Source organism: Streptococcus iniae, assembly GCF_030732225.1.
Classification (GTDB): domain Bacteria; phylum Bacillota; class Bacilli; order Lactobacillales; family Streptococcaceae; genus Streptococcus; species Streptococcus iniae.
In genome coordinates this window covers 1222520-1249225 of the sequence record NZ_CP132230.1, presented here as the reverse complement: position 1 = coordinate 1249225, position 26706 = coordinate 1222520, and the positions used below count along the sequence as shown (strand labels likewise).

Sequence of the window (26706 nt, the reverse complement as noted above, 5' to 3'; positions counted from 1 at the left end):
AAATTACAATGGGATTATTGTGGGGAGGTGATGATTTGGCTATAGACAAAGAAATGATTTCCCAAATTAAAAATAGTGTCAATATCGTTGATCTTATTGGAGAAGTGGTTGGTCTTTCAAGGACAGGAAGACACTATCTTGGTCTTTGTCCATTTCATAAAGAAAAGACACCATCTTTTAATGTTATTGAAGACAGACAATTTTTTCATTGCTTTGGATGTGGTAAATCCGGCGATGTCTTTAAATTTATTGAAGAATATCGTCAAGTGCCATTTTTAGAAAGTGTTCAAATTGTTGCTGAAAAATCTGGTATTGCAATTGATCTTGCACCACAAAGACAATATGAAAATCCAAGGGCGTCAGCTCACCAAGAGTTAATTAGGATTCATGAAGATGCTCAAAAATTCTATCATGCCGTTTTAATGACAACAACTCAAGGACAGTTAGCAAGAGAATATCTATACCAAAGGGGCTTAGATGATTCTTTAATTGACCATTTTAGAATTGGTCTTGCACCTGATGAATCAGATTATCTTTATCAGACACTATCTAAAAAATACAGTGAAGAAAGCTTGTTGACTTCTGGGCTTTTTAATCTTTCAGAGAGAAACAATCTGGTCTATGATGCCTTTAGGCAACGCATTATGTTTCCTTTGACAAATGAACGAGGAGACACTATTGCTTTTTCGGGTCGTATTTGGACTGAAAATGATACAGAACAAAAATTAGCCAAGTATAAAAATTCTCGAGCAACAGTTTTATTTAACAAGTCCTATGAATTTTACCACCTAGATAAAGCAAAGCCTATCATTACCAAAAAACATGAAGTTTACCTGATGGAAGGTTTTATGGATGTCATCGCTGCTTATAGAGCTGGGGCAGAAAATGCCATTGCATCAATGGGAACGGCTTTGACACCTGAACATGTGAAGCATCTTAAAAAGCTAACAAAAAAGGTTATCTTGACTTATGATGGTGATAATGCTGGTCAAAACGCTATCGCAAAATCTTTAGATTTACTGACAGATTTACAAGTAGAAATTGTTAGAATTCCTAATCAGATGGATCCTGATGAATTCATTCAACAGAATTCTGCAGAAGCTCTATCTGATTTGCTTAGCCATTCTCGTATTAGCAGCACTGAGTTTTTAATTGAGTATTTAAAGCCGGGAAACATGGATAATTTGCAATCGCAAATTGCCTATGTGGAAAAAATAGCTAAGATTATTGCAGCTTCCCCATCGATAACAGCTCAAAACTCTTATATCAATCGAGTAGCTGATCTACTACCGGATTTTGATTACTTGCAGGTGGAACAAACCGTTAATTCCTATCGCATTCAAGATAGGCAAAACAGACAGGGGCAAATTCCGCAAGTTCAAACTGCTCTTGTTGGTTTACCTGTTAACAAAAGTGTAACAGCCTTGATCAAAGCGGAAAATCATTTGTTACATCGACTTATTCACCATGATTACCTTTTGAATGAGTTTCGAAATAAAGAGGATTTTTATTTTGATACACAGGAATTACAATCGCTCTATAACCTTCTAAAAGAAAGTGGCGAAATAAGTCCCTATGACTTATCTCAGATGAATCCACAAGTTAGTCAAGCCTATTATAGAGTGTTGGAAGAGAATTTACCCGATGAGGTAGCAGATAGTGAAATCAATGATATCTTAGTAAAAAGAAATCGACTGATTAGTGAACGAGACATTTTAAAGCAAGGGAAGCAGGTTAGAGAATCAAGTAATAAAGGTGACCACCAGTTGGCTTTAGAAGTTTTGGAAAATTTAATTGCACAAAAAAGAAATATGGAATAGAGGAAAATATGGCTAAAGAAAACGAAATAACAACTTTTAATGTTCAAGTTGCGGATTTTATTCGTAATCATAAAAAAGAAGGATCTGCAGTTGATGATGAAATTACTGAAAAACTTGTTATTCCTTTTGTCTTAGATGCTGATCAAATTGATGATTTGCTAGAACGTCTAACAGATGGTGGGATTTCAATTACCGATAAAGAAGGAAATCCATCTGCCAAATACATTGTGGAAGAGCCAAAACCAGAAGAGTTGACTGATGAACAATTGATTGGAAGTAATTCAGCAAAAGTTAATGATCCTGTTCGCATGTATCTCAAAGAAATTGGGGTTGTCCCACTTTTGTCATCAGATGAAGAAAAAGAATTAGCGGTTGCAGTTGCAGAGGGGGATTTAGAAGCTAAACAACGTTTGGCTGAAGCTAACCTGCGTTTAGTTGTTTCAATTGCCAAGCGTTATGTTGGACGTGGCATGCAATTTCTTGACTTGATTCAGGAAGGAAATATGGGGTTAATGAAAGCTGTTGATAAATTTGATTACTCAAAAGGCTTCAAATTTTCAACCTATGCTACATGGTGGATTCGTCAAGCGATTACCCGTGCTATTGCAGACCAGGCTAGAACAATCCGTATTCCTGTTCATATGGTTGAAACCATCAATAAGCTTGTTCGTGAACAACGTAACCTTCTGCAAGAGTTAGGTCAAGATCCAACTCCAGAGCAAATTGCAGAACGTATGGAAATGACTCCGGATAAGGTGAGAGAAATTCTTAAGATTGCTCAAGAGCCTGTTTCATTAGAAACTCCTATTGGAGAGGAAGACGATAGCCATTTAGGTGATTTTATTGAGGATGAAGTCATTGAAAATCCTGTTGATTACACAACACGAGTGGTACTTCGTGAACAATTAGACGAAGTTTTGGATACCTTAACTGATCGTGAAGAAAATGTTTTGAGATTACGTTTTGGCCTTGATGATGGTAAAATGCGCACACTAGAAGATGTTGGTAAAGTCTTTAATGTTACCCGTGAACGTATTCGCCAAATTGAAGCAAAAGCCCTCCGTAAACTACGCCACCCAAGTAGAAGTAAACAATTAAGAGACTTTATAGAGGATTAAAAATGCCCAGTGGGCATTTTTAAGGGCGAGCTTAAAACTGTGAACGCGCCTAAGAATAAAGGCTTCTTATAGTTTTATAGCTAAAACAATAAGAGTTAACTTTGCCCAGTGGGCATTTTTAAGGGCGAGCTTAAAACTGTAAACGCGCCTAAGAATAAAGGTTTCTTATAGTTTTATTGCTAAAACAATAAGAGTTAACTTTGCCAGTGGGCATTTTTAAGGGCGAGCCGGAGACTGAAAACGGGCCATAACTATAACAAAGAGTTTGAAAATTGTAGATTTGCTATCATAATGTATTTTTAACGTAATGCACTTAAGAATAAAAAATAATATGATAAGGGATATTAAAAGTATAGATTTCAGTTTGGAGAAAATATGACAGAACAAAAAAAATATTCTGATCAAGAAGTATCTAAAATTAAAGACAGAATTTTAGAAGCTTTAGAAATGGTTATTGATCCAGAATTAGGAATTGATATTGTTAATTTGGGATTAATCTATGAAATTAGATTTGAAGCTACTGGTCATACGGAAATTGACATGACTTTAACAACAATGGGCTGCCCGTTAGCGGATTTATTAACAGACCAAATATATGATGTACTAAAAGAAATCCCAGAAGTGACAAGTTCTGAAGTGAAGCTTGTTTGGTATCCTGCATGGACAGTTGAAAAAATGAGTCGCTATGCTAGAATTGCACTTGGCATTCGTTAATCAAAAATGGCAAACTTTAATTTTAGCATTAGGAATAAAGGATAAATCAATGAGTCATTGGCAATGGCTAATGAGAATGATTAAGGAGATAACATGATTTTAATTACAGGAAGTAATGGTCAACTTGGAACAGAACTGCGTTACCTACTAGATGAAAGAAATGAAGACTATGTTGCTGTAGATGTTGCAGAGATGGATATTACCAATTCTGAAAAAGTAGATGATGTATTTGCTCAAGTCAAACCAACCTTGGTTTATCACTGTGCAGCATATACTGCCGTTGATGCTGCTGAAGATGAAGGTAAAGCTTTGAATCAAGCAATTAATGTTGACGGAACTGAAAATATTGCCAAGGCTTGCCAAAAACACCAAGCGACACTGGTCTATATTTCAACAGATTATGTTTTTGATGGTAAGAAACCTCTTGGTCAAGAATGGTTGGAAACTGATATTCCCAATCCTCAAACTGAATATGGCCGTACCAAGCGATTAGGTGAAGAAGCAGTTGAAAAATATACAGACAAATTCTACATTATTCGTACAGCCTGGGTTTTCGGGAATTACGGTAAAAACTTTGTCTTTACCATGCAAAATCTTGCTAAAAGCCATGATATTTTAACAGTAGTAAATGATCAACATGGTCGTCCTACTTGGACAAGGACTTTGGCAGAATTTATGTGTCACTTAGCAGAAAATAAGAAAGAATTTGGTTACTACCACTTATCAAATGATGCTAAGGAAGATACAACTTGGTATGATTTTGCCAAAGAAATCTTAAAAGATACTACAGTTGATGTGAAACCAGTCGATTCATCGGCTTTTGCTGCAAAAGCAAAACGTCCTCTTAATTCAACAATGAATTTAGATAAAGCAAAGGCAACTGGCTTTGTTATTCCAACTTGGCAAGATGCCCTAGGTGAGTTCTACAAGCAAGAAGTGAAAAAATAATACATTAAAGAGTTACGAGCTATTATTGTAACTCTTTTTATGATGGTAAAAGTCGCCAAAATACCTCTATTATGCTATAATATTCTATGATTATCATTTAGAATGGGGCATTATTGAATGCGTGACGTTTTTATTATTGGAAGTAGAGGATTACCTGCTCAATATGGTGGATTTGAAACCTTTGTTGAGGAGCTTATTAATCATCAAGTGAGTCACGATATTACTTATCATGTGGCTTGCTTATCTGATGAAAAAGGAAAAAAGGACTCCAATTATAAGGGGGCCCGCTGTTTTTATATTGCTCCACCAAAATTAGGACCAGCTCGTGTTATAGCATATGATATGTTAGCTATCAAAAAAGCCTTAACGTATATTGTCCAACATGACATAAAAAATCCTATTTTTTACATCTTAGGCAATACCATAGGTGCCTTTATGTCTCCATTTGTTAAAGCCATAAAAAAACGCAACGGTTTATTCTTTATTAATCCGGATGGTTTAGAATGGAAACGCTCAAAATGGTCAAAACCTGTTCAAACTTATTTGAAATTTTCAGAAAAGAAAATGTGTCAATTGGCTGACTTGGTGATTTCAGATAACATTGGTATTGAGGCATACCTCAACCAAAACTATAAAAGTGCTAAAACAACTTTTATTGCCTATGGAACTGAAACAGGTAAGTCACAATTAGCTTTCGAAGATGAGTCTGTTAGAAATTATTTTTACCAAAATAAACTTAGCGAAAAAGATTATTATTTGGTTTTGGGTCGGTTTGTTCCGGAAAATAATTATGAAACCATCATTCGTGAATTCATGTTATCTAAGACAAGTCGTGATCTGGTCATTATTACGAATCACCAAGGCAATCCTTATTTTGAAAAATTAAGAACCATAACGTTATGTGATAAAGATCCTAGAATTAAGTTTGTAGGAACTGTTTATGACAAAGAATTACTGATATATATTCGCGAGAATGCCTTTGCCTATATTCACGGTCACGAAGTTGGAGGGACTAATCCTGGTTTGCTTGAGGCTCTTGCACATACGAACCTTAATTTAGTTTTTGGGGTTGATTTTAACAAATCAGTTGCCCAAACGGCAGCCCTTTACTGGACAAAAACCGCTAATGATTTAGCTCAATTGATTGAGAGTGTTGATCAAAGAAGTCATTACGAAGATTTGGGTAAAGAAGCTAAGCGGATTATTGAAGAAGAATACACTTGGAAAAAAATTGTAGGAGAATATGAGGCTTTATTTTTAAATGAAAATTAATATTTTAATGTCCACATATAATGGCGAAAAATTTCTGGCTCAACAAATTGAAAGTATCCAAAAACAAACGGTAAAGGATTGGAATTTGTTAATTAGAGATGATGGATCCACAGACCGGACACCTCAAATTATTCAGGAATTTGCTAAAACCGATTCTCGTATTCGTTTTATTAACCCAAATAATCGTCAGAACTTTGGAGTTGTTAAAAACTTTCATACTTTAGTGAAGTTTGAAGAGGCAGACTTTTATTTCTTTAGTGATCAAGATGATGTTTGGCTGGAAGATAAGTTAGCTCTAACATTAGCAGAAAGTGATCGTTATGAGTTAAAGAAACCATTATTGATTTATACTGATTTAAAAATTGTCAATCAAAAACTTGAAGTGACTAATGACAGCATGATTAAAACACAATCACATCATGCTAATACCAGTTTAGTGGAAGAACTAACGGAAAACACTGTTACAGGCGGCACTATGATGATTAACCATGCTTTAGCTAAAGAGTGGACAGTAACTGAAAACCTCTTAATGCATGACTGGTACCTGGCCTTACTCGCTTCTGGTTTAGGGAATCTCGTCTATTTAGATCATCCAACAGAACTATATCGTCAACACGATAGTAATGTTTTAGGGGCTAGAACTTGGTCTAAACGTATGAAAAATTGGATTAGACCTCATAAATTAATTGATAAGTATTGGTGGCTGATTACTTCAAGCCAAAAACAAGCAAAATTGTTACTTGATCATGACTTATCAACAAAAGATTACGATATGGTTCAAGACTATGTGACACTTTTAGATAAAAACTTGAAACAACGAATAATAACTTTGAAAAAATATGGTTTCAAGAAAAACAGAGCTTTTCACACCCTTGTTTTTAGCTCACTAATTATTACCAAATTTGGATACAGGAGACAATAGAAATGAATTTTCTAACCGTTAAAAATCGCATTTTATTAAGAGAAATGGTAAGAACGGACTTTAAATTACGTTATCAAGGAAGCTTTATCGGGCATCTGTGGTCAATTTTGAAACCCATGCTTTTATTTACAATTATGTATTTAGTATTTGTTCGCTTTTTGAAATTTGATGATGGAACCCCTCACTATGCTGTAAGTTTACTTTTAGGGATGGTCACTTGGAATTTTTTCACTGAAGCAACAAACATGGGAATGTTATCCATTGTTTCAAGGGGAGATTTGTTACGAAAAATCAATTTCCCTAAAGAGATTATTGTTATTTCCTCAGTAGTAGGAGCTTCAATTAATTATTTTATTAATATTATTGTGGTTTTTGCGTTTGCATTAATTAATGGTGTTAAGCCAAGCTTTGGTATTTTGATTTTATTGCCATTGTTTATTGAGTTGTTTTTATTTGCAGCAGGAGTTGCCTTTATTTTAGCAACCTTATTTGTCAAGTATAGAGATATGGGGCCGATTTGGGAAGTTATGTTGCAAGCTGGAATGTATTCTACACCAATCATTTATTCCATCACCTATATTATTCAAAGAGGGCATTTATCAATTGCTAAAGTGATGATGATGAATCCATTAGCACAAATTATTCAAGAATTACGTCACTTTATTGTCTATTCAGGAGCAACCATTAACTGGGATATCTTTGATAACAAATTGTTTACACTAATTCCGATTATCATCTCAGTTGGCTCATTTATAGTAGGTTACACTGTTTTTAAAAGAAATGCTAAGAAATTTGCGGAGATTCTTTAATGTCAGAAAAAAAAGTTGTTTTATCAGTTGATTCAGTAAGCAAATCCTTTAAACTGCCAACAGAGGCTAGTCATAGTCTGAGAACTAGTCTGGTTAATTATTTCAAAGGGATAAAAGGATATACTGAACAACACGTATTAGATAATGTTTCCTTTGAGGTGGAAGAGGGTGACTTTTTCGGGATTGTTGGTCGTAACGGCTCTGGGAAATCAACCTTACTAAAAATCATTTCAAAAATTTACGATCCAGAAAAAGGAAAAGTCACTGTTGACGGGAAGTTGGTTCCATTTATCGAGTTGGGAGTTGGTTTTAACCCAGAGTTAACAGGTCGTGAAAACGTTTATATGAATGGCGCATTGTTGGGCTTTTCTCGAGAGGAAGTTGAAGCCATGTACAATGATATTGTAGCTTTTGCAGAGCTTCATGAGTTCATGGATCAAAAATTGAAAAATTATTCTTCGGGAATGCAAGTTCGTCTGGCGTTTTCAATTGCTATTAAGGCCAAAGGTGATATCTTAATTTTGGATGAAGTTTTAGCCGTAGGAGATGAGGCTTTTCAACGTAAATGTTTTGATTATTTTGCGCAACTTAAACGCGACAATAAAACAGTTATTTTGGTAACACATTCTATGGAACAAGTTCAACGCTTTTGTAATAAAGCAATGTTGATAGATAAGGGGCATCAAGTGGAAGTTGGAACACCACTTGAAATCTCACAGATTTACAAGCAATTGAATGGTTTAGATGTTGCTAAAGAATCAAATAAGAAGACTGAAAATAATGGCATTTCATTGTCTTCTCAGTTTTTCAATAGAGATAATAAAACACTAGATTTTAATTTTGAAGTTCATTTTGAAGATATTATTGAAGATCCTGTCTTAACCTTTACAATTCACAAGGATACAGGCGAACTCTTATACCGTTGGGTTTCTGATGAAGAAATTGATGGGCAACTAGAGGTCTCAAATGCAAAAATCTCTATTGATTTTGCCATTCAAAACATTTATCCTAACGGGAAATTTACAACAGAATTTGGGGTAAAATCACGAGACCGCTCAAAAGAGTATGCTATGTTTAGCGGCATTTGTGATTTTGAATTAATCAATAGAGGTAAATCAGGTAATAATATTTATTGGAAACCTGAAACAAAAGTTAACTTACATTAGAATAAACGGGGATATGGGGATGTACAAAGGGAAACGATTTCTATTAACTCATATTTGGCTTAGAGGCTTTAGTGGTGCAGAAATCAATATTCTAGAACTTGCTACCTATTTAAAAAAAGAGGGGGCCAAGGTCGAGGTATTTACGTTTTTAGCAAGTTCTCCGATGATTGAAGAATTTCAAAAACGTGATATTTCTGTTATTGATGATATAAACTATCCATTTGATATTAATTGCTATGATGTGATTTTTTCAGCGCAAAATATCATTCCTTCGGCCATTGTTAATGCTTTAGGAAAAAAACAAGAAAAGTGCCCTAAATTTATTTTCATACACATGGCGGCTTTAAAAGAGCATGTTTTGGAACAACCTTATATTTATGGCTTAGAAGAAAAATTGTCATCAGCGACTTTAGCAATTTCTGAGGAAATTGTTCAGAAAAATTTAAAACGATTTTTTAAGGGAATTCCTAATTTACAGTACTATCCCAATCCGGTTCCTGAAGAATACGCGCTTCAAGTGCATGAGCAGAAAACAGCTCCAGAATCGATACTGGTCATATCAAATCATCCACCTAAAGAAGTTATGGGCATAAAAACTCTCTTAAATGCCAAAGGGATAAAAGTTGATTTTTTTGGTGTTTGGTCTGATCATTATCAATTAGTCAGTCCAGATTTGATTGCGGGTTATGATTGTGTTATTGGTATTGGAAAAAACGTTCAATATTGTTTAGCTATGGGAAAACCAATCTATGTTTATGATCATTTTAAAGGACCGGGCTATTTGACGGCTGAAAATATTGAGCAAGCAGCTTTTAATAATTTTTCAGGCAGAGGTTTTGAAAAATGTCGTAAAACGTCTCAAGAAATCGTATCTGACCTACTAGCTGGCTACCAAAGTGCTCAATCCTTTCAAAAAAAACATATTGAAGAATATCGAAACCGATATACTATTTCAAACAATATGAGTCGTATTTTTTCAAGCCTTGAATCAAGTGATCACCCCATTGATTTATTAGAAAAACAAGATATTGAATACATCAATGCTATTAATTTGTTAATTCAGTCTAAGATTGTTGGTTTGGAAAATGATGTCGCTAACTTATGGGAAGGTATTCACCGTCTCGAAAGCATAGAAAAACAAATGAAAAGTGAAAGAGAAGACTTGTTGCAACAGTTAGAGGCGAAAAATCAAGAGCTTGCTTCTATTAATGCTTCTCGCATGTTTAAATTCTGTCAAGTCCTATGGAAAGTAAAAGCTTTTATTTTCCCAAATAAAACCCATTAAATAAGTTCATTAACTTAGGAGAAAAAATGATTACAAAAATTATCAGAAGTTATAAAGATGAAGGTGGTCGTGCTACCTTGAGAAAAATTCGTCATCGTTTACAAGGTGGTTCTCATCAACAAGAAGCTGGCAAAATCGATTTAAATCGAATCCCAATTATGCCACAATTAGAAGATATTGCTAAAGCTGATTACATCAATAATCCTTATCAAAAACCTTCTAAAATTTCAAAAGAGAAGCTGAATATAGCTTGGGTTTCCCCACCTGTTGGAAAAGGTGGTGGTGGGCATACCACTATTTCACGATTTGTAAAGTATTTACAATCTAAAGGGCATCATATCACTTTTTACATCTATCATAACAATACTATTGACCAGTCTCCAAAAGAAGCTCAAGAAATTTTCTCAAAGGCATACGGTATTGATGTCAAGGTTGATCGATTAGAAGAGTTTAAAAATCAAGATTTGGTCTTTGCCACCAGTTGGGAAACGGCCTATGCCGTCTTTAATTTACAAGGTGAGAACCTTCATAAATTTTATTTCGTTCAAGATTTCGAGCCGATTTTCTATGGAGTAGGATCACGCTATAAATTAGCAGAAGCTACTTATAAATTTGGATTTTACGGTGTGACAGCTGGGAAGTGGTTAACCCATAAATTAAAAGATTACCAAATGGATGCCGATTTCTTTGATTTTGGGGCAGATACTGATATTTATAAACCTAAACAAGTACTTAAAAAGAAAAAGAAAATTGCTTTTTATGCCCGTGCTCATACAGAACGCCGAGGTTTTGAACTTGGGGTGATGGCCCTTAAGATTTTTAAAGACAAACATCCAGAGTATGATATTGAATTTTTTGGTCAAGATATGTCTAACTACGATATCCCTTTTGACTTTATTGATAGAGGAATATTAAATAAAGAAGAACTAGCAGATATTTATCATGAAAGTGTTGCCTGCTTAGTACTATCTTTAACAAATGTTTCTTTATTACCACTAGAATTATTGGTAGCGGGTTGTATTCCAGTGATGAATTCAGGAGACAATAATACAATGGTCTTAGGTGACAATGATGACATCGCCTATGCAGAAGCTTATCCTGTAGCTTTAGCAGAAGAACTTTGTAAAGCTGTTGAGCGCGCTAATATTGATGACTATGCTAATGAAATTAGTCAAAAATACGATACGATTTCTTGGGAAGCAAGTTATCAAAAAGTTGAAGAAATCATTCGACGTGAGGTAATCAATGACTGATAAGCTAAAGGCAACTGTTTTTATTCCAGTTTATAATGGTGAAAATGATCATTTAGAAGAAACGCTAACAGCTTTGTATGCCCAAAAAACCGATTTTTTATGGGATCTTATCATTACAAATTCGGAATCAAAAGACAATTCAGTTGCGATTATTGAGAAATTTGCTGAGAAATATGGTAACTTAAAACTGATTCAATTAAAAAAATCAGACTATTCTCACGGTGCGACACGTCAAATGGCTGCGCAAGAATCAAGTGCAGAATATATGGTTTATCTGAGTCAGGATGCAGTTCCTGCCAATGATAATTGGTTGAGTGAAATGGTAAAACCTTTTGAATTTAATGATAAGATAGTTGCCGTACTTGGGAAACAAAAACCAAGACTTAGCTGTTTTCCTGCAATGAAATATGATATTAACGCTGTTTTTAATGAGCAAGGTGTTGCAGATGCACTGACAATCTGGACACGTGATGATGAAAATTTGAAAGGCAAATATACAAAAGAGTCCTTTTATAGTGATGTCTGCTCGGCAGCACCAAGAGACTTTTTGGTTAATCAAATTGGCTACCGTCATGTTGCATATTCAGAAGATTATGAGTATGGTAAGGACATTCTTGATGCAGGTTTTATGAAAGCTTATAACAGCCAAGCAGTTGTTGAACACTCTAACGATATTTTACTCTCAGAGTATAAGAGTCGTATATTTGATGAAACTTATAATGTTCGATTAAATAGTGGTGTAACCACCAAGATTTCAATGGTAACAGTATTGAGACAAGCTGCAAAAGCATCCGTAAAAGATGCCATGAACATTATTTCTGATAAGGATTATTCATGGAAACGCAAATTGTATTGGTTGGCCATCAATCCTCTCTTCCATCTTGAGAAATGGCGAGGAATGAGGCTGGCTAATCAGGTTGATTTAACAAGTGAACAGTCAAAATACTCATTGGAAAAAAGAAAAGAGATTTAGGCTATTAATAGAATTTTTGGGAGTTTAAAACAGTAATGAAGGTTGAAAAAATGTATTTATTACTGGCGTCACTATTGATTAGTTTATCAATTTTGATTATGCCAGTAACACAAGTTCCTGATGAGCGGGTTCATGCCCATTTTGCTTGGGATATTGTCTATCAAGAAAAACCTCAAAAACATACCTGGCTTCAAGGGACTGGTATTGAAAATAAGCAGCCAGCTGATAAAGCCATCAATTTTAAAGGTTATCAGAAATTCTTTACACAAAAAATTGATTTTTCGAAAGAAAAAACGCGATTAAAATTTAGTATTGTAAATATTAGGCATATCCCTCAGCTGATTGGTATGGTAATCGGAAAAATGATTTACCCTTCAGCCGGAGTTATTATTACAGCCGGTAGGATTACAAATGCTTTTATCTATATATTGGCAATTTATTATCTGATTAAGTATATTAAAGTTGGAAAGTATACCTTGATGTTTATTTCATTACTTCCAATGATGATACATCAGGCGGGATCACTTTCTTATGACGTTCTCAATTTTGTTGCAATTGCCAGTTTTTTTGTTTGCTATATTAACTTAATGATTGACAAAAAAGTTACTTGGAAAAAACTTTTCGGTTATCTCTTATTAATTATTTTATTGTATGCAGTGAAACCGAATAACTTGCTGCTTTTCCCCTTGATTGGATTTATTAATTTTAGATTTGAAGGGCCATACATTAATAAATTAAACCCGATATTAGAATTTTGGCAACGAAATCGTTTGAAAATAGTAGTGCTCTTAACGCTATTATGTTTAATTGTATTGACTTTTGTTCTTTCTAAAAGAACAAGTGTGCTTCATTTTATTCATATGATTTTCAATACCCTTTTTGTTAATAATTTGAATCCTGATTTAAATAATGTTCTAACCACAGGTGTCTTTGGCTTTTTTGGTATGTTGGTTATTCAAATGCCAGCATGGGTAATTTGGCTTAATATTTTTGTTCTTACCATAGTTTTCTTACAGGAAGCTCAAAGTCATTTAAATGATGTGACAACTAAAGAAGTTGGTATCTCATCTTTTATAATGGTTCTTCTTCAAGTAGTGGTTATTATTATTACAATGTACTTTGCTTGGACTCCCAAAATGTTAGGTGAAAATGCCAATATATCTGTTGGTGCACAAGGAAGATATTTTACACCATTCCTTTTATATTTATTTCCTTTATTTATGAGTTTGAAAAACTATTTTAACTTTTATTTAAATAAAAAACTATTTGTACCCTTAGTTCTTGGAACTATTGTTTTTAACTATGTGATATACAATATCTTGATAATGTTATATTATTGGGTTTAATTAATGGAAATTTTGAGATAAATGACGATTTTCTATAGAAAGAATACAATGAATCATAAACGTGTTTTAATTATTATACCGGCCTATAATGAAGAGGCAAGTATATTACAAACAGTAACCAACATTAATAATTATAAAGAGCAAGTCGATTTTGACTTGGATTACATTGTGATTAACGATGGTTCAACAGATAAAACCAAGCAAATTATAGAAGAAAATGGTTTGAATGCTGTCCATCTTGTTATGAACTTAGGTATTGGAGGGGCTGTTCAAACTGGTTATAAATATGCTTTGCAGCATGATTATGATATTGCTGTACAATTTGATGGGGATGGGCAACATGATATTCATTCTTTAAATCATTTGGTGCAGCCTATTATTAAGGATAGGGCAGATATGGTTATTGGTTCACGATTTGTTGGTGAGGATAAATCAGAGTTTCAGACAAGTTTTATGAGACGATTCGGGATTACAATTATTTCAATGATGATAAAGTTAACAACACGAAAACGTGTATTTGATACAACATCTGGCTACCGTTTGGCTAATAGACCTGTTATCAAAGAGTTTGCCAAACGCTACCCACGAAAGTATCCTGAACCTGAGTCTACAGTTCATCTTTTGAAACGAAAGTATCGTGTGGTAGAAGCCCCTGCCAACATGTTTGAACGACAAGGTGGAGAATCATCAATTACTGCCATTAAATCCATTCGTTATATGGTGGAAGTGTGTTCATCTATCTTAATTGCAGCATTTATGAAGGAGACGGAATAATGTCCATTTTATCACTTGTTATGTTGGTGACATCAATTCTATTCTTGTATTTTATTTTTAGAAATATTAATAAAAATAATATTTTGTTTGATCAAGCATTTATGTGGATTGTTATTGCAATCATAATGATTATTATCTCGATATTTGACGTGATTCCTGCATTTTTAACTAAGATGTTCGGTTTTGCCCTCATTTCAAATTTTTTGCTAACGTTAGCAGTTTTATTTTTACTGGTTATTACGTTTTTACAAACGGTTCAACTTTCAAAACAAAGAGAACAATTGACTGCTTTAACACAAGAGTTATCACTATCAAACCGTAGAATTGCTAAACTTGAAAGTGAGAACAAGCGTGATTGATAATATTAAAAAAAATGCTTTTTGGAACACTTTAGGGATAACTTTCAATTCCTTTAATTCCTTATTTTTTCTTATCATTGTAAGCAGAATAAATGGAATTAATGATGCGGGTGTATTTGGTTTTTCTTTTGCTTTAGCATCACTGTGGTTCATTATTGGACTTTATGCTGGAAGAACTTTTCAAGTTTCTGATATTTATAATGAAACAAGTGATTCAGAATACTTGGTGCATAAAGTTTGGACAGCCTCACTGATGGTACTTGTTGCAATTGTCTATGTGTATGCCAAAGGTTATCATCTGGAAAAATCGATTGTGATTTTAGCTTTGACGATCTATAAGGCATTAGAAGCATTTAGCGACACTTTGTATGGGTATTTGCAAAAAAAACAGTTACTCTACATTGCAGGGATTTCCTTATTTTGGAAGTCGTTTGTGGCTGTATTTCTATTCTTGCTAGTTGATTTATTAACAAAAAATCTAGTACTTGCTTGTCTATCAATTATTTTTGTTAACCTTATTTTTATTTTTAGCTATGACTTTCCAAATGTCAACAAAATAATGACCTTTGAAAAAATAGAGGTAAAGAATACCTTAGCGTTGTTTAAAAAAGGATTTTCCATCTTTATTTTTTCATTCCTATCAATCTATATTGTTAATGTTTCAAAATATGTTATTGATGAGCAATTGGCCAATCAATTTCAGGCCGTCTTTAATATCATTGTTATGCCTGCAACCATCATTAGCTTATGCGGTCAATACATTGTTCAACCTTTGTTAAATCAGTTAATTGAATATTTTTACAATCACAAATACAAAGAGTTGAAAAAAACAACTACAAAGATTAGTCTGGCTTTACTTATGATTGATATCATTGCTCTTTTAGGGGCCTTTCTTTTAGGAATACCTGTTTTGAATCTTCTTTATGGTGTCGACGTTTCAGCTTATCGCTTTGACTTATTAATTGTGATTGCGGGTGCTCTCTTTTATTCCTGTGCATCTGTTTACTCAACAGTTCTAATAACCATGAGAAAAACTACCCCTCAAATATTCCTATTTGCAACGAGTTCCCTAGTCGGGTTATTTTTAGCAAAACACTTAGTCACAGCTTATCATATTCATGGTGCAATTTATGCATACTTTATGATTATGTTGCTTCATTTCTCACTGATCTATGGGTATTTTTACTATGAATATAGACAACTTATCAAAGATGAACATGCTAAATCAAATGGATTATTGTCACTAAAATGAAAGAGGAAATTATGATAAACCCCAAAATATCCGTTATTGTTCCTGTTTATAATGCAGAGAAAACCATTTCTAAATGTATTCAATCTTTATTGGAGCAGACTTTTCAAGAGTTTGAATTAATTTTAGTCAATGATGGTTCTAAAGATAATTCCTTACAGTTATTAAAAGAATTTGAAGAACATCATTCTAATTTTAAAGTTATCGATCAAGTAAATGGTGGGGCATCAATAGCCAGAAATACTGGTTTAGATGCTGCAAGTGGTGACTATATCGTCTTTGTTGACATTGATGATTATCTTGATTCTGACTATCTTGACGTTTTATATCAAGAAATTGTAAAAACAGGAAATGATATTGTTATTAGTAGCTTAAGAATGGTTGATAATCAAGGGAAAGTGGTTAGCCAAATTGTATTGGATGATACTTCAGGGGACAATTGGTCTCAATATATCATTACCACACCATACACGCGAATTTTTAAAAAGGCTTTCTTAGATAGCCACTCTTTAAAATTCATTGATTATACAATGGAAGACATTCATTTTAATGCAGTTGCATTTTCTAAGACTAAAAATGTGAGTACAATGTCCTATATAGGTTATAATAATTATGTGAATCCTGCTAGTACAACTCGAACAGATCATCAAGGGATTAGAAAAGATATTGATTTTCTCTATTTACTATCTTGTATTCATCGAGACGTCAAGCCAAATGATCTAGTGACATTTTTATATAAAAAGTCATACATGTATTATTTACTGTTTTCAGGGAAAGCTTCTTCAAGTAAAGTCTTTTTAGAAGAGCATACACGTATTTTGTCCTGGCTAAAAGAAAATCATTTGGAATCACATATGAGCCCATTTAATTCAAAAGTAAAAGCTGAACGTTTCAATGTTAAGGTGATTATGTTTATCTTTTCATGTTTAGAAAAAAGTCATTTACTTCCCTTATTTGCTAAAATCTATTGTAAGAAATAGTAGTTTCTTAATTTGAAAGAAAATTGGAAAGTTAAAGAAAGTTGGTTAAAGTTTAATGTTTAGTGCTAAAGAGCATTGTTTTGTTATTTGTGCCTATAAAGAGAATAAGCACTTAGAAGATACAGTAGTATCTTTGCTGAATCAGACTGTAAAAAGTGATGTCTATATTTCAACATCAACACCAAATGCGTTTATTGAAGGAATTTGCCAAAAATACCAACTAGAAATGTTTGTAAATCCAACTCCTAAAAATGCAGGAGCGGATTGGAATTGGGCTTACGATATGGCACCTACACCACTTGTGACGATAGCTCACCAAGATGATATTTATGAAGCTGAGTTTTTAGAAGAAACCTTGAAAGAACTTAATCAGAATCCAAACGCGATTATGAGTTATACAAACTATTATGAAATAAAATTAGGCAAAAAAGAGAGCAAAAACTTACTGTTAATGATTAAGCATTTGTTGAACAGTCCGATGCTTGTTAAATCTTTTAGAAATACTAAATTTTTTAAATCAGCCATTCTTTCTTTGGGCTGTCCCATTTGTTGTCCAGCAGTAACTTTCAATAAGCCATTGGCAGGTCAAAGTATTTTTGATACTACCTTTATTAACAGTTGTGATTACAAAACTTGGGTTGATTTGTCTAAAAAGAATGGTAGTTTTGTATATATTAATAAAGCATTATTAGGGCATCGCATCTATGCAGAGTCTGCAACTTCAAAAAACCTCGGGGATAACATCAGACAAAAAGAAGATTTGGAAATTTTATCACTTTTTTGGCCAAGGCCGATTGCTAACCTTATTAATAAGGTTTATGCACAAAGTGAAAAGAGCAATAAAATATAAGGACATAGGTAAACTAAAATGAAAATTGCAGTAACAGGAGCAAATGGTTATATTGGAAGGCATGTAGTTTCTCGGTTGATTGACTTAGGTCATGATGTTGTTGCAACAGACCTTGTAACAGATAAAATTGATAGTAGAGCTATTGTCAAAACAGTTGATATTTTTAAAGATGATAATATTTTTGAACTGCTAGATAGTCCTGAAGTTTGTATTCATCTTGCATGGAAAGATGGTTTTATTCATAATTCTGATAGTCATTTGAAAATGCTTTATGATCATTATGCCTTTATCAAAAAAATGGTTGACTCAGGAATTAAACACCTTTCTGTAATGGGAACAATGCATGAAGTCGGGTATTTTGAAGGAGCAATTGATGAAAATACACCAACAAACCCGATGTCATTATATGGTATTGCAAAAGATACCTTAAGACATGCTGTTTTTCTCTTATTGAGAGATACCAATGTGACGCTAACATGGTTACGAGCATTCTATATTTTTGGAGATGACTTAAATAATAATTCTATTTTTTCAAAGATTATTGCAATGGATAAAGAAGGGAAAACCTCGTTTCCATTTGTATCTGGAAAAAACAAATATGATTTCTTAGAAGTTGATGCATTAGCAAATCAAATTGCTCTAGCCTCAGTTCAAGATGATATTCAAGGTATTATTAACTGTTGCTCAGGGCAACCTGTTTCTATTGGCGATAAGGTTAGTCAGTTTATTGAAACGCATCACTTATCAATCAAACCAGAATTTGGTGTTTTTCCAGAACGAGAGTATGATTCACCTGCAATCTGGGGCGATAATACAAAAATAAAGGCTATTTTAAGGAATTATGAAAATCAAAAATAATTTAGCAGAGCAAGTCTCTAAAAAAAGTCAGAATTTAAATCTTATTCGGTTTATTTGTGCCCTTTTTGTTATTATTTGCCATGCCTATCCTTTATCTTTAGGCCGCAAGCATCTGGATCCACTTGCTAGTCTATCGGGGAACACATTGACGTTTGGTAATTTAGCGGTGGCAGTCTTTTTCATCGCCAGTGGTTTTCTTATTTACAGGAGTATTGAAAGAAGACCAAATTTTAACAATTATCTTAAAGCAAGGCTTATCAGAATATTTCCACCCCTATTTTTTGTGGTATTAATAACAGTGTTTATTTTAGGCCCTTTCCTGACAACTCTAACCATTGGAAACTATTTTATGTCTAAAGATACTTGGCTTTATTTTATGAATGCCGTATTGCTTCCTAAGCATAGTTTACCAGGCCTTTTTTCTAGTAATACTTATGGCAATGTCGTAAATGGTGCCTTATGGACACTTCCAGTTGAATTTGCATGTTATTTGGCAATTTATGCTGCTTTTAAACTGAAGCTAACACAAGAAAAAGTTTTATATTACACCATTCTTCCTGTATTCGTGTTATTTACCTTTATCAACCTATCACAATTGCCGTTTCTTATTTTGGTTAGAAATTTTTCACAGCCTGTTTTTATGTTCTATGTTGGTGTCTGCTATTACGTCTATAAAAACAATATACCAATCACCAAGTTATTTTTTCTGATTTCTTTGATTGGATTTACAACTACAGTTGTCATACATATGGCATGGCTCGGTTTATTTGTTTTTTTTCCATATCTTATTATTTACTTATCATTTGGAATGAAACAAATCAGTCAAAAAATGGGACAGTTAGGAAATCTTTCCTATGGGATTTACCTGTGTGCTTTCCCAATACAACAAACGATTGTCTATTTCTTTGGCGGTAAGATGTTGCCACTTTTAAATATTGGCTTAGCTAGTGTTTGCTCAATTGTAGTAGGATATGTTATCTACTATTGGGCTGAAAAAAGAATGCTTGAAAGGTTGCACTAAAATACGCTCTTATAGAGATAGTTTGTTAACCCATTTACCCCTCAATTCTACAGCCTATCAAGAAAAATTGGCGCAAGGGGTTGCTTCTGGAATCTTATCTTACTACAAAGCTATTATAGTTTAAAATAAGGACTTGAAAAGCAGAAGAATTTAGCTATTTCAAGTCTTTTTATGCTATAATAATACTGATAATATGTTGAGGTGAGAAATGATTTATGAAACACTTTTAGACAGATTTTTAAAATATGTCAAAATTAATACGCGTAGTAATCCCGATAGTCAAACAGTTCCTAGTACACAAAGCCAAGTTGACTTTGCTTTGACGGTTTTAAAACCAGAGATGGAATCCATTGGACTTCAAGACGTGCATTACAATCCAACCAACGGATATTTGATTGGGTCACTACCTGCCAATGCCAGTCACTTACAGCGAAAAATTGGTTTTATTTCACATATAGATACGGCTGATTTCAATGCTGAACAGATTAATCCGCAAGTCATTGCTAATTATCAGGGGCAAGCTATTAAACTAGGTCAGTCAGGTTATTCGTTAAGGCCAGAAGACTTTCCAAACCTTAATCATTACCATGGTCAAACCTTAATAACAACTGATGGCACAACACTGCTTGGAGCCGATGATAAATCCGGAATTGCTGAAATCATGACTGCAATTGAATATTTAGTGGCTAACCCTCAAATTGAACATTGTCATATTATGGTAGCTTTTGGTCCAGATGAAGAAATTGGTGTTGGTGCTGATAAGTTTGATGTTACTGATTTTGATGTTGATTTTGCTTATACAGTTGACGGTGGTCCCCTTGGTGAGTTACAATTTGAAACATTTAGCGCTGCTGGTTTAGACCTAAAGTTTCTAGGTCGTAATGTTCATCCAGGAACTGCAAAAGGACAAATGATTAATGCCCTTCAGCTGGCTATGGATTTCCATAGTCAACTGCCTGAGACAGATAGACCTGAAAAAACAGATGGATATCAGGGGTTTTATCATTTACATGGCATGTCAGGAACAGTCGAAGAAGCTCACGCATCCTATATTATTCGTGACTTCGAAGATGAAGCTTTTGAAAATCGTAAAAATCTTGTTGTGGCTATTGCTAATCAAATGAACCAAGAATTGGGATCACAACGTGTTATTGTATCTATGAATGATCAGTATTATAACATGAAAAAAGTTATTGAAAAGGATATGACACCAATTAACCTTGCCAAAGAGGTTATGGAAGATTTAGGTATTAAGCCTTTGATAGAACCAATCCGCGGTGGTACAGACGGCTCTAAAATTTCATTTATGGGAATTCCGACACCGAACTTGTTTGCAGGTGGTGAAAACATGCATGGTCGTTTTGAGTTTGTTAGTTTAGAAACGATGCAAGAAGCTGTCAATGTCATTTTGGGCATTGTTCAAAAAAGCTAATACTAAAATTGGGGAGTGATATCGAATGATAAAAATTTTTGGTAAAATAAGATACCACTGGCAACCGGAACTATCATGGTCGATTATTTATTGGTCAATTGCTATTGCTCCTATTTTTATAGGTTTATCAATGCTTTATGAGAGAACAGAAATCCCTAGTCGTGTCTTTATTTTATTTGCTTTATTTGCCTTTTTAGTAGGTGTTGGTTTTCATCGCTATTTCGTTATTGAAAATAATGGAATTCTAAGAGTTGTTTCTTTAAAACTATTTGGACCACGTAAAATTGAGATTTCAAAAGTAACAAAAGTAGAAGTCACTAAATCAACAATTTGTTTTTTTGTTGAAGATAAACACTATATTTTTTACATGAGAAAATGGCCCAAAAAATATTTTTTAGATGCCTTGGTTTTAAACCCGTATTTTCAAGGTGAAGTAGAACTTGTTGATAATCTTATTAATCTTGATTATTTTGAAGTTTACAAGGATGAAAAAAAGACACTTACTGGATTGTAAGGGCCTTGGTAGGACAAGATTTAACTGCTAAAAGTGAATCGTAATCATCAGCTGATACGATTTGTGTGGTATCAGTTGAATCTGTAAATTTGACGATGCCATCATCTTGGTAGTCAAACAGACTAGAGTAGGTCTGGCATAGACCACAAGCAATGCATTTTTCTGGGATAATAGTTACTTTCATACTATTATTTTAATATGATTTTGTTAATTTAACAAGGGGGAGAATCATGGCCAATGAACCATGGGAAGAAAAAATCGTTAATGATTCAAAGAAAACAAGGGTTAATAGAAGTAGGGTTGCATTTTTAAGCACACCTTGGTTAACAGCTTTACTCAGTGTATTCTTTGTTATCATTGTTGGTATACTATTTATCTTCTTTTACACATCAAATAGTGGTGGTGATAAACAAACAGATACAAGCGGTTTTTATGGGGTATCATCATCAAAAACTGAAAAGAAATCTACACCGAAAACAAGTAAATCAAGTGAAGAAACAGCAGCAACAACAGAGACAACACCTTCTAGTTCAGAAGTGAAAAAAGGTGAGACAATCACTGTTTTAGCTGGAGAAGGAGCAGCCTCCATTGCAGGACGAGCAGGTATTACTGTAGAACAACTTCAAGCATTGAATCCAGACCATATGACACAAGGGTATTGGTATGCTAATCCAGGGGATGCTGTTTATATTAATTAATTGAAGAGGAATTTATGAAAGCCATTAGAATTGCTATCGATGGTCCAGCTTCAAGTGGAAAAAGTACTGTAGCCAAGATTGTTGCAAAGAATCTTGGCTACACCTATTTAGACACTGGAGCCATGTACCGTTCAGCTACTTACATTGCACTAAAAAATCATTATAGCGCATCAGATGTGACTGCTATTTTAAATCAGTTGTCAGAGCATCCGATCTCTTTTAAAAAAGGAAGTGACGGTAGCCAACTTGTTTTCCTTGGAAACCAAGATGTTACTTTAGCTATTCGTCAAAATGACGTAACAAATAATGTGTCTTGGGTGTCTGCTTTAGCAGAAATTAGAGAAGAATTGGTTAAGCAACAACAACGTATTGCTAAAGATGGGGCTATTATTATGGATGGGCGTGATATTGGCACTGTTGTTTTACCAGATGCAGAACTTAAGATATTTTTAATTGCTTCTGTTGATGAAAGAGCACAAAGACGTTATAAAGAGAACCTTGAAAAGGGGATTGAAACGGATTTAGAGCTTCTTAAGAAAGAAATTGAAGCAAGAGACTACAAAGATAGCCACAGAGCAGTGTCTCCCTTAAAAGCAGCAGAAGATGCTATTGTTTTTGATACAACAGGTATCGGTATTGAGGGCGTTGTTAATTTTATTCAAGAAAAAGCAGAAAAATTGATTGACATGGCCTAAGGCTTATGGTAAACTAGTAACAATGAGAAAAGCAGAAGTGAGAACTTCTCGCCTTGCGACTACGGTTGTCTGGCCCACATGTTAAAATCCTTTCTAGGAAATTATGTGTACGGGCTTGAGAAATCAAGTTCGTTTTGTTTTTCTCTAAAAAAATAAAGAGGTGAAGATCATAGCTAAAAAGGATCTATTCATTAATGATGAAATTCGCGTACGTGAAGTTCGTCTAGTCGGTCTAGAAGGTGAACAATTAGGAATTAAACCACTTCTTGAAGCGCAGGCACTTGCAGATGCTTCAAATGTTGATTTGGTTTTGATCCAGCCACAAGCTGTCCCTCCTGTTGCCAAAATTATGGACTATGGAAAGTTCAAATTTGAGTACCAAAAGAAACAAAAGGAACAACGCAAAAAACAAAGTGTTGTAACTGTAAAAGAAGTGCGTCTTAGTCCTGTTATTGATAAGGGTGACTTTGAAACAAAACTTCGTAATGGCCGTAAATTCCTTGAAAAAGGAAATAAGGTTAAAGTTTCTATCCGCTTTAAAGGGCGTATGATTACTCATAAGGAAATTGGAGCAAAGGTTCTAGCTGAATTTGCTGAAGCAACTCAAGATATTGCTATCATTGAGCAAAGAGCAAAAATGGATGGTCGCCAAATGTTTATGCAACTTGCACCGATGACTGACAAGAAGTAATTGTCACTGTTAGATATTATGTTAAGAGGAGAATACTAAAATGCCAAAACAAAAAACACACCGCGCATCAGCTAAACGTTTTAAACGTACAGGTTCAGGTGGTTTGAAACGCTTCCGCGCTTTTACATCACACCGTTTCCACGGAAAAACTAAAAAACAACGTCGTCATCTACGTAAAGCTACAATGGTTAGCTCAGGAGATTTCAAACGTATTAAAGCAATGCTTACTGGTCTTAAATAAAAAGCCTATTGTAAACATTTACTAGAATTATTAGAATTATTTGGAGGAAATATAAATGGCTCGTGTTAAAGGTGGAGTTGTTGCACGTAAACGTCGTAAACGTGTTTTAAAATTAGCTAAAGGTTACTATGGATCAAAACATATCTTGTTCCGTACTGCAAAAGAACAAGTAATGAATTCTTATTACTATGCATACCGTGACCGTCGTCAAAAGAAACGTGACTTCCGTAAATTGTGGATTACACGTATCAACGCAGCTGCTCGTATGAATGGTTTATCATATTCACAATTGATGCATGGTTTGAAACTTGCTGAAATTGAAGTAAACCGTAAAATGCTTGCTGATTTAGCTGTTACAGATGCTGCTGGCTTTACAGCACTTGCAGATGCAGCGAAAGCTAAACTTGCTAAATAAGCTTAACAATAACTGGTGACTTGTCACCGGTTTTTTAAATTCTAAGATAGCTTATCAGTTTTTGATAATAGCATATAAAAATAGCAGCCTGTTAAAGGTTGCTATTTTTATTCTTAACTTATTTCTCTTTTTCTTGGCTTGAACTTGAAGAAGAACTTGTTGAGCTCTCTGTTTCAGTAACTGGGTTTAGTTCCAAATAAGAAGGGGCTTTGAAGTGTTTTTGTGTAGATTTATGGCCATTTTTACTATATAGGCTAGTTGATTTACTTCCGAGTTCTTTTTCGATCTCTTTCATCTGTTTTAGTTGTTTAGTATAGATGAATGTTGTTGCATCAACAGGTTTTAAGCCGTTTTCTGAATCAAAACGAAGTAAGTCACCGGTTTGAACAGCATCACTAACAGAAAGTTGGCGTGAGGTTTGCTCTCGAATGGCATGAGTTTTTTCAAGTGTTTTTTCATCGGGATTTGTGATTTCAGCACCAGTTGCAGTTGCATAGAGGCGACCACTATAATTGGTGTACTCAGGAGTCATATATGTTCCTGAAGTCCTTTGAGCAACGATTTGTTTGTTTTGTGGTGATAATAAATCTTGTCCTAATTGAACATAGTTTTTTGTATCAATTCCTAAGACGTGTAAGAGTGTTGGTAAGGCGTCAATTTCACCCCCGAAGGTTTGGTGGATACCCCCTCCTGAATAACCAGGAATATGTATCATATAAGGGACACGTTGAAGCATGGCATTGTCATATTCAGACCAAAGTTGAGGATCTTTTCCAAGAAGTCCAGCAAGTGAGGAGTTTCTTGAATTAGAGATTCCATAATGATCACCATACATTACAATGATCGAGTTGTCATATAGACCAGTAGCTTTTAAGTAGTCAAAAAATGATTTGATTGAAGTGTCTAGATAGTTTGCGGTGGCAAAGTATCCATTGATTGTTTCATCATCGGTTTCTGCCAGAGGAAAACCTTCCTCATCTTTTTCACCTTTAAGACTTGTATAGGGGTAATGGTTACTTACAGTAATGAATTTAGTGTAAAATGGTTGTTGCATTCTTTCCAAATACTTAATAGAATCTTTAAACATGTATTTATCATTTAAGCCATATTGGAAGGAATTATTTTTATCTTGCTTTGAGAAGTAACTTGAATCGAAAAAGTAATTATAACCCCATTGTTTATAGGCGTTGTTACGATTCCAAAAAGTACCTACATTACCATGGAAGACTGCACTGGTATAGTGTCCATTTTGAGCTAAGATGGTGGGAGCAGAGTATTGTGTGTTTTCTCCACCATAGTTAACCATAAAGGAACCACTATTTAAACCAAATAAAGAATTTTCCATCATTGTCTCAGCGTCAGATGTTTTTCCAGCTTTAACTTGATGGAAAAAATTAGAGAATGCCAAGGTCGAATTAGAATGATAGAGTGAGTTTAAAAATGGGGTAACTTCATATTCTTTATCATGGGCTTTTAATTTGTAGTCAATAATAAATTGTTGAAAACTCTCTAAGTGAAGGACAATGACATTTTTACCTTTAGCAATTCCAAAGTATTTTGGATCAGGTGCAGCATAATGTTCTTTGACATAATTTTTAACATCAACCAATTCATCTGCTGTAGCATCGTTACGCTCTTTTTGTGCTTGATAGGTCTGATTACCACTGTATAGTGTAAAAGCAGGCAAACCAAGGGCGCGAACAATATAAGTATTTGAAAAACCACGGGTTAATAGTTCAGGTCTATCAATTTCTGCTAGAAAGAGGTTGATGGACATTAAAAGACAAGACAAGGCTGTTATGGCAAAAGCGGCACGTTTATTAAAGGCACGTTTATCTTTCTTAATGAATTTTCGTCTAAATAAATAAACTAAAATAATGAAGTCAATAATATAAATCAAATCCCAAATGCGTAAGAGGTTTAATGCAGAATCACCCAAACCTGCTGATACCTTACTTGAAGCTAACATGGCGCTGACTGTAATAAAATCAGAAAATTCACGGTAATAAATAGCGTTTGAAATTAATAAGAGATTAACAAGGACATAGCAAACCCAAGCAGTAATGTAAAAGGTCTTGGTGTTTTTTATGTATAGGGCTAGGCCAAGTAATAGAAGTGCAAGTGGAACAGGGTTAATAATGGTTAAAAAGACTTGATAAGGGTTTCCTAAATCAAGTGAGAAATCCATGTTATAAGCCCAAAGTGTTTTCAGCCAGTAGGCGAAGAGTAATGTAAATACAAATCCTAACCTTGTATTTACAAAAGTAGTTAAAAGTGTTTTTAATTTATTCACAGTAGGAACA

28 protein-coding genes and 1 other annotated feature are annotated in these 26706 nt (G+C 34.1%); of the genes, 26 read left to right on the top strand and 2 right to left on the bottom strand.

Annotation, left to right across the window (positions count from 1 at the left end; translation table 11 throughout):
- Positions 1–8: 8 nt before the first annotated feature.
- The 21 genes from dnaG to Q9317_RS06100 all read left to right on the top strand — a co-directional run bounded on the left by dnaG (position 9) and on the right by Q9317_RS06100 (position 21663).
- Positions 9–1820: a DNA primase gene (gene dnaG / locus Q9317_RS06200; protein ID WP_016356047.1), complete on the top strand. Its 1812-nt coding sequence runs from the start codon at positions 9–11 to the stop codon at positions 1818–1820.
- A gap of 8 nt (positions 1821–1828) precedes the next feature.
- Positions 1829–2938 (top strand): RNA polymerase sigma factor RpoD, encoded by a 1110-nt coding sequence (gene rpoD / locus Q9317_RS06195; protein WP_003099975.1) that lies wholly within the window; start codon positions 1829–1831, stop codon positions 2936–2938.
- A gap of 375 nt (positions 2939–3313) precedes the next feature.
- A complete protein-coding gene (locus Q9317_RS06190) occupies positions 3314–3652 on the top strand; it encodes a metal-sulfur cluster assembly factor (protein ID WP_003099974.1) in 339 nt (112 codons plus the stop codon).
- A gap of 93 nt (positions 3653–3745) precedes the next feature.
- Positions 3746–4600: a dTDP-4-dehydrorhamnose reductase gene (gene rfbD, locus Q9317_RS06185; RefSeq protein WP_003099972.1), complete on the top strand. Its 855-nt coding sequence runs from the start codon at positions 3746–3748 to the stop codon at positions 4598–4600.
- 117 nt (positions 4601–4717) lie between these two features.
- Positions 4718–5872, top strand: a complete 1155-nt coding sequence (cps2T, locus tag Q9317_RS06180) for a beta 1-4 rhamnosyltransferase Cps2T (protein ID WP_003099971.1) — start codon at positions 4718–4720, stop codon at positions 5870–5872.
- A complete protein-coding gene (locus Q9317_RS06175) occupies positions 5862–6794 on the top strand; it encodes a glycosyltransferase family 2 protein (RefSeq protein ID WP_003099970.1) in 933 nt (310 codons plus the stop codon). The genes cps2T and Q9317_RS06175 overlap by 11 nt, the downstream gene beginning before the upstream one ends.
- A gap of 2 nt (positions 6795–6796) precedes the next feature.
- Complete coding sequence (locus tag Q9317_RS06170; protein ID WP_003099969.1) at positions 6797–7603, top strand: ABC transporter permease; 807 nt, start codon at positions 6797–6799, stop codon at positions 7601–7603.
- Positions 7603–8769 (top strand): ABC transporter ATP-binding protein, encoded by a 1167-nt coding sequence (locus tag Q9317_RS06165; RefSeq protein ID WP_003099967.1) that lies wholly within the window; start codon positions 7603–7605, stop codon positions 8767–8769. Before Q9317_RS06170 ends, Q9317_RS06165 begins: the two co-directional genes overlap by 1 nt.
- Positions 8770–8788: 19 nt before the next feature.
- Positions 8789–10054 carry a glycosyltransferase family protein gene (locus Q9317_RS06160; protein WP_003099965.1) on the top strand — a complete coding sequence of 422 codons (1266 nt, stop codon included), beginning with the start codon at positions 8789–8791 and terminating at the stop codon, positions 10052–10054.
- A 26-nt stretch (positions 10055–10080) separates the two neighbouring features.
- On the top strand, positions 10081–11307 hold the full coding sequence (locus Q9317_RS06155) for a rhamnosyltransferase WsaF family glycosyltransferase (RefSeq protein WP_003099963.1): 1227 nt from the start codon (positions 10081–10083) through the stop codon (positions 11305–11307).
- Complete coding sequence (locus Q9317_RS06150; RefSeq protein WP_003099960.1) at positions 11300–12280, top strand: glycosyltransferase family 2 protein; 981 nt, start codon at positions 11300–11302, stop codon at positions 12278–12280. Before Q9317_RS06155 ends, Q9317_RS06150 begins: the two co-directional genes overlap by 8 nt.
- Positions 12281–12315: 35 nt before the next feature.
- Positions 12316–13626, top strand: a complete 1311-nt coding sequence (locus Q9317_RS06145) for a DUF2142 domain-containing protein (RefSeq protein WP_003099959.1) — start codon at positions 12316–12318, stop codon at positions 13624–13626.
- A gap of 48 nt (positions 13627–13674) precedes the next feature.
- Entirely contained in the window at positions 13675–14400 is a 726-nt protein-coding gene (locus tag Q9317_RS06140; RefSeq protein WP_003099957.1) for a glycosyltransferase family 2 protein, read from the top strand.
- Positions 14400–14759, top strand: a complete 360-nt coding sequence (locus Q9317_RS06135) for a DUF2304 domain-containing protein (protein WP_003099956.1) — start codon at positions 14400–14402, stop codon at positions 14757–14759. The genes Q9317_RS06140 and Q9317_RS06135 overlap by 1 nt, the downstream gene beginning before the upstream one ends.
- Complete coding sequence (locus Q9317_RS06130; protein WP_003099954.1) at positions 14752–16011, top strand: lipopolysaccharide biosynthesis protein; 1260 nt, start codon at positions 14752–14754, stop codon at positions 16009–16011. Before Q9317_RS06135 ends, Q9317_RS06130 begins: the two co-directional genes overlap by 8 nt.
- An 11-nt stretch (positions 16012–16022) precedes the next feature.
- Positions 16023–16988, top strand: coding sequence for a glycosyltransferase (locus tag Q9317_RS06125; protein WP_016356045.1), 966 nt, complete (start codon positions 16023–16025; stop codon positions 16986–16988).
- Between the two features lie 55 nt (positions 16989–17043).
- Entirely contained in the window at positions 17044–17838 is a 795-nt protein-coding gene (locus Q9317_RS06120; RefSeq protein WP_003099952.1) for a glycosyltransferase family A protein, read from the top strand.
- Between the two features lie 18 nt (positions 17839–17856).
- The gene (locus tag Q9317_RS06115) at positions 17857–18696 is read left to right on the top strand and encodes an NAD-dependent epimerase/dehydratase family protein (RefSeq protein WP_003099951.1); all 840 of its coding nucleotides are present in this window, start codon (positions 17857–17859) and stop codon (positions 18694–18696) included.
- Positions 18680–19717, top strand: coding sequence for an acyltransferase family protein (locus tag Q9317_RS06110; RefSeq protein WP_003099949.1), 1038 nt, complete (start codon positions 18680–18682; stop codon positions 19715–19717). The genes Q9317_RS06115 and Q9317_RS06110 overlap by 17 nt, the downstream gene beginning before the upstream one ends.
- Positions 19718–19925: 208 nt before the next feature.
- Positions 19926–21149, top strand: a complete 1224-nt coding sequence (gene pepT, locus Q9317_RS06105; RefSeq protein WP_003099947.1) for a peptidase T — start codon at positions 19926–19928, stop codon at positions 21147–21149.
- A gap of 25 nt (positions 21150–21174) precedes the next feature.
- Positions 21175–21663: an EbsA family protein gene (locus tag Q9317_RS06100; protein ID WP_003099946.1), complete on the top strand. Its 489-nt coding sequence runs from the start codon at positions 21175–21177 to the stop codon at positions 21661–21663.
- On the opposite strand, the gene Q9317_RS06095 is transcribed toward Q9317_RS06100, so the two are convergent.
- Positions 21650–21847 carry a ferredoxin gene (locus tag Q9317_RS06095; RefSeq protein ID WP_003099943.1) on the bottom strand — a complete coding sequence of 66 codons (198 nt, stop codon included), beginning with the start codon at positions 21845–21847 and terminating at the stop codon, positions 21650–21652. The genes Q9317_RS06100 and Q9317_RS06095 overlap by 14 nt on opposite strands.
- Positions 21848–21893: 46 nt before the next feature.
- Between Q9317_RS06095 and Q9317_RS06090 the strand changes: the two genes are divergently transcribed.
- From Q9317_RS06090 to rplT, 5 genes are all read left to right on the top strand, one after another.
- Positions 21894–22361, top strand: coding sequence for an SAG1386/EF1546 family surface-associated protein (locus tag Q9317_RS06090; RefSeq protein WP_003099941.1), 468 nt, complete (start codon positions 21894–21896; stop codon positions 22359–22361).
- Between the two features lie 14 nt (positions 22362–22375).
- Positions 22376–23056 (top strand): (d)CMP kinase, encoded by a 681-nt coding sequence (gene cmk / locus Q9317_RS06085; protein WP_003099940.1) that lies wholly within the window; start codon positions 22376–22378, stop codon positions 23054–23056.
- A gap of 23 nt (positions 23057–23079) precedes the next feature.
- Positions 23080–23203: a sequence feature (ribosomal protein L20 leader region), on the top strand.
- A 13-nt stretch (positions 23204–23216) separates the two neighbouring features.
- Positions 23217–23747: a translation initiation factor IF-3 gene (gene infC, locus Q9317_RS06080; RefSeq protein WP_003099938.1), complete on the top strand. Its 531-nt coding sequence runs from the start codon at positions 23217–23219 to the stop codon at positions 23745–23747.
- A 40-nt stretch (positions 23748–23787) separates the two neighbouring features.
- The gene (gene rpmI / locus Q9317_RS06075) at positions 23788–23988 is read left to right on the top strand and encodes a 50S ribosomal protein L35 (protein ID WP_003099936.1); all 201 of its coding nucleotides are present in this window, start codon (positions 23788–23790) and stop codon (positions 23986–23988) included.
- Positions 23989–24043: 55 nt separating this feature from the next.
- Positions 24044–24403 (top strand): 50S ribosomal protein L20, encoded by a 360-nt coding sequence (rplT, locus tag Q9317_RS06070; protein WP_003099934.1) that lies wholly within the window; start codon positions 24044–24046, stop codon positions 24401–24403.
- A 118-nt stretch (positions 24404–24521) separates the two neighbouring features.
- Here rplT and Q9317_RS06065 read toward each other — a convergent pair whose 3' ends face one another.
- Entirely contained in the window at positions 24522–26696 is a 2175-nt protein-coding gene (locus Q9317_RS06065; protein ID WP_003099933.1) for an LTA synthase family protein, read from the bottom strand.
- Between the last annotated feature and the right edge of the window lie 10 nt (positions 26697–26706).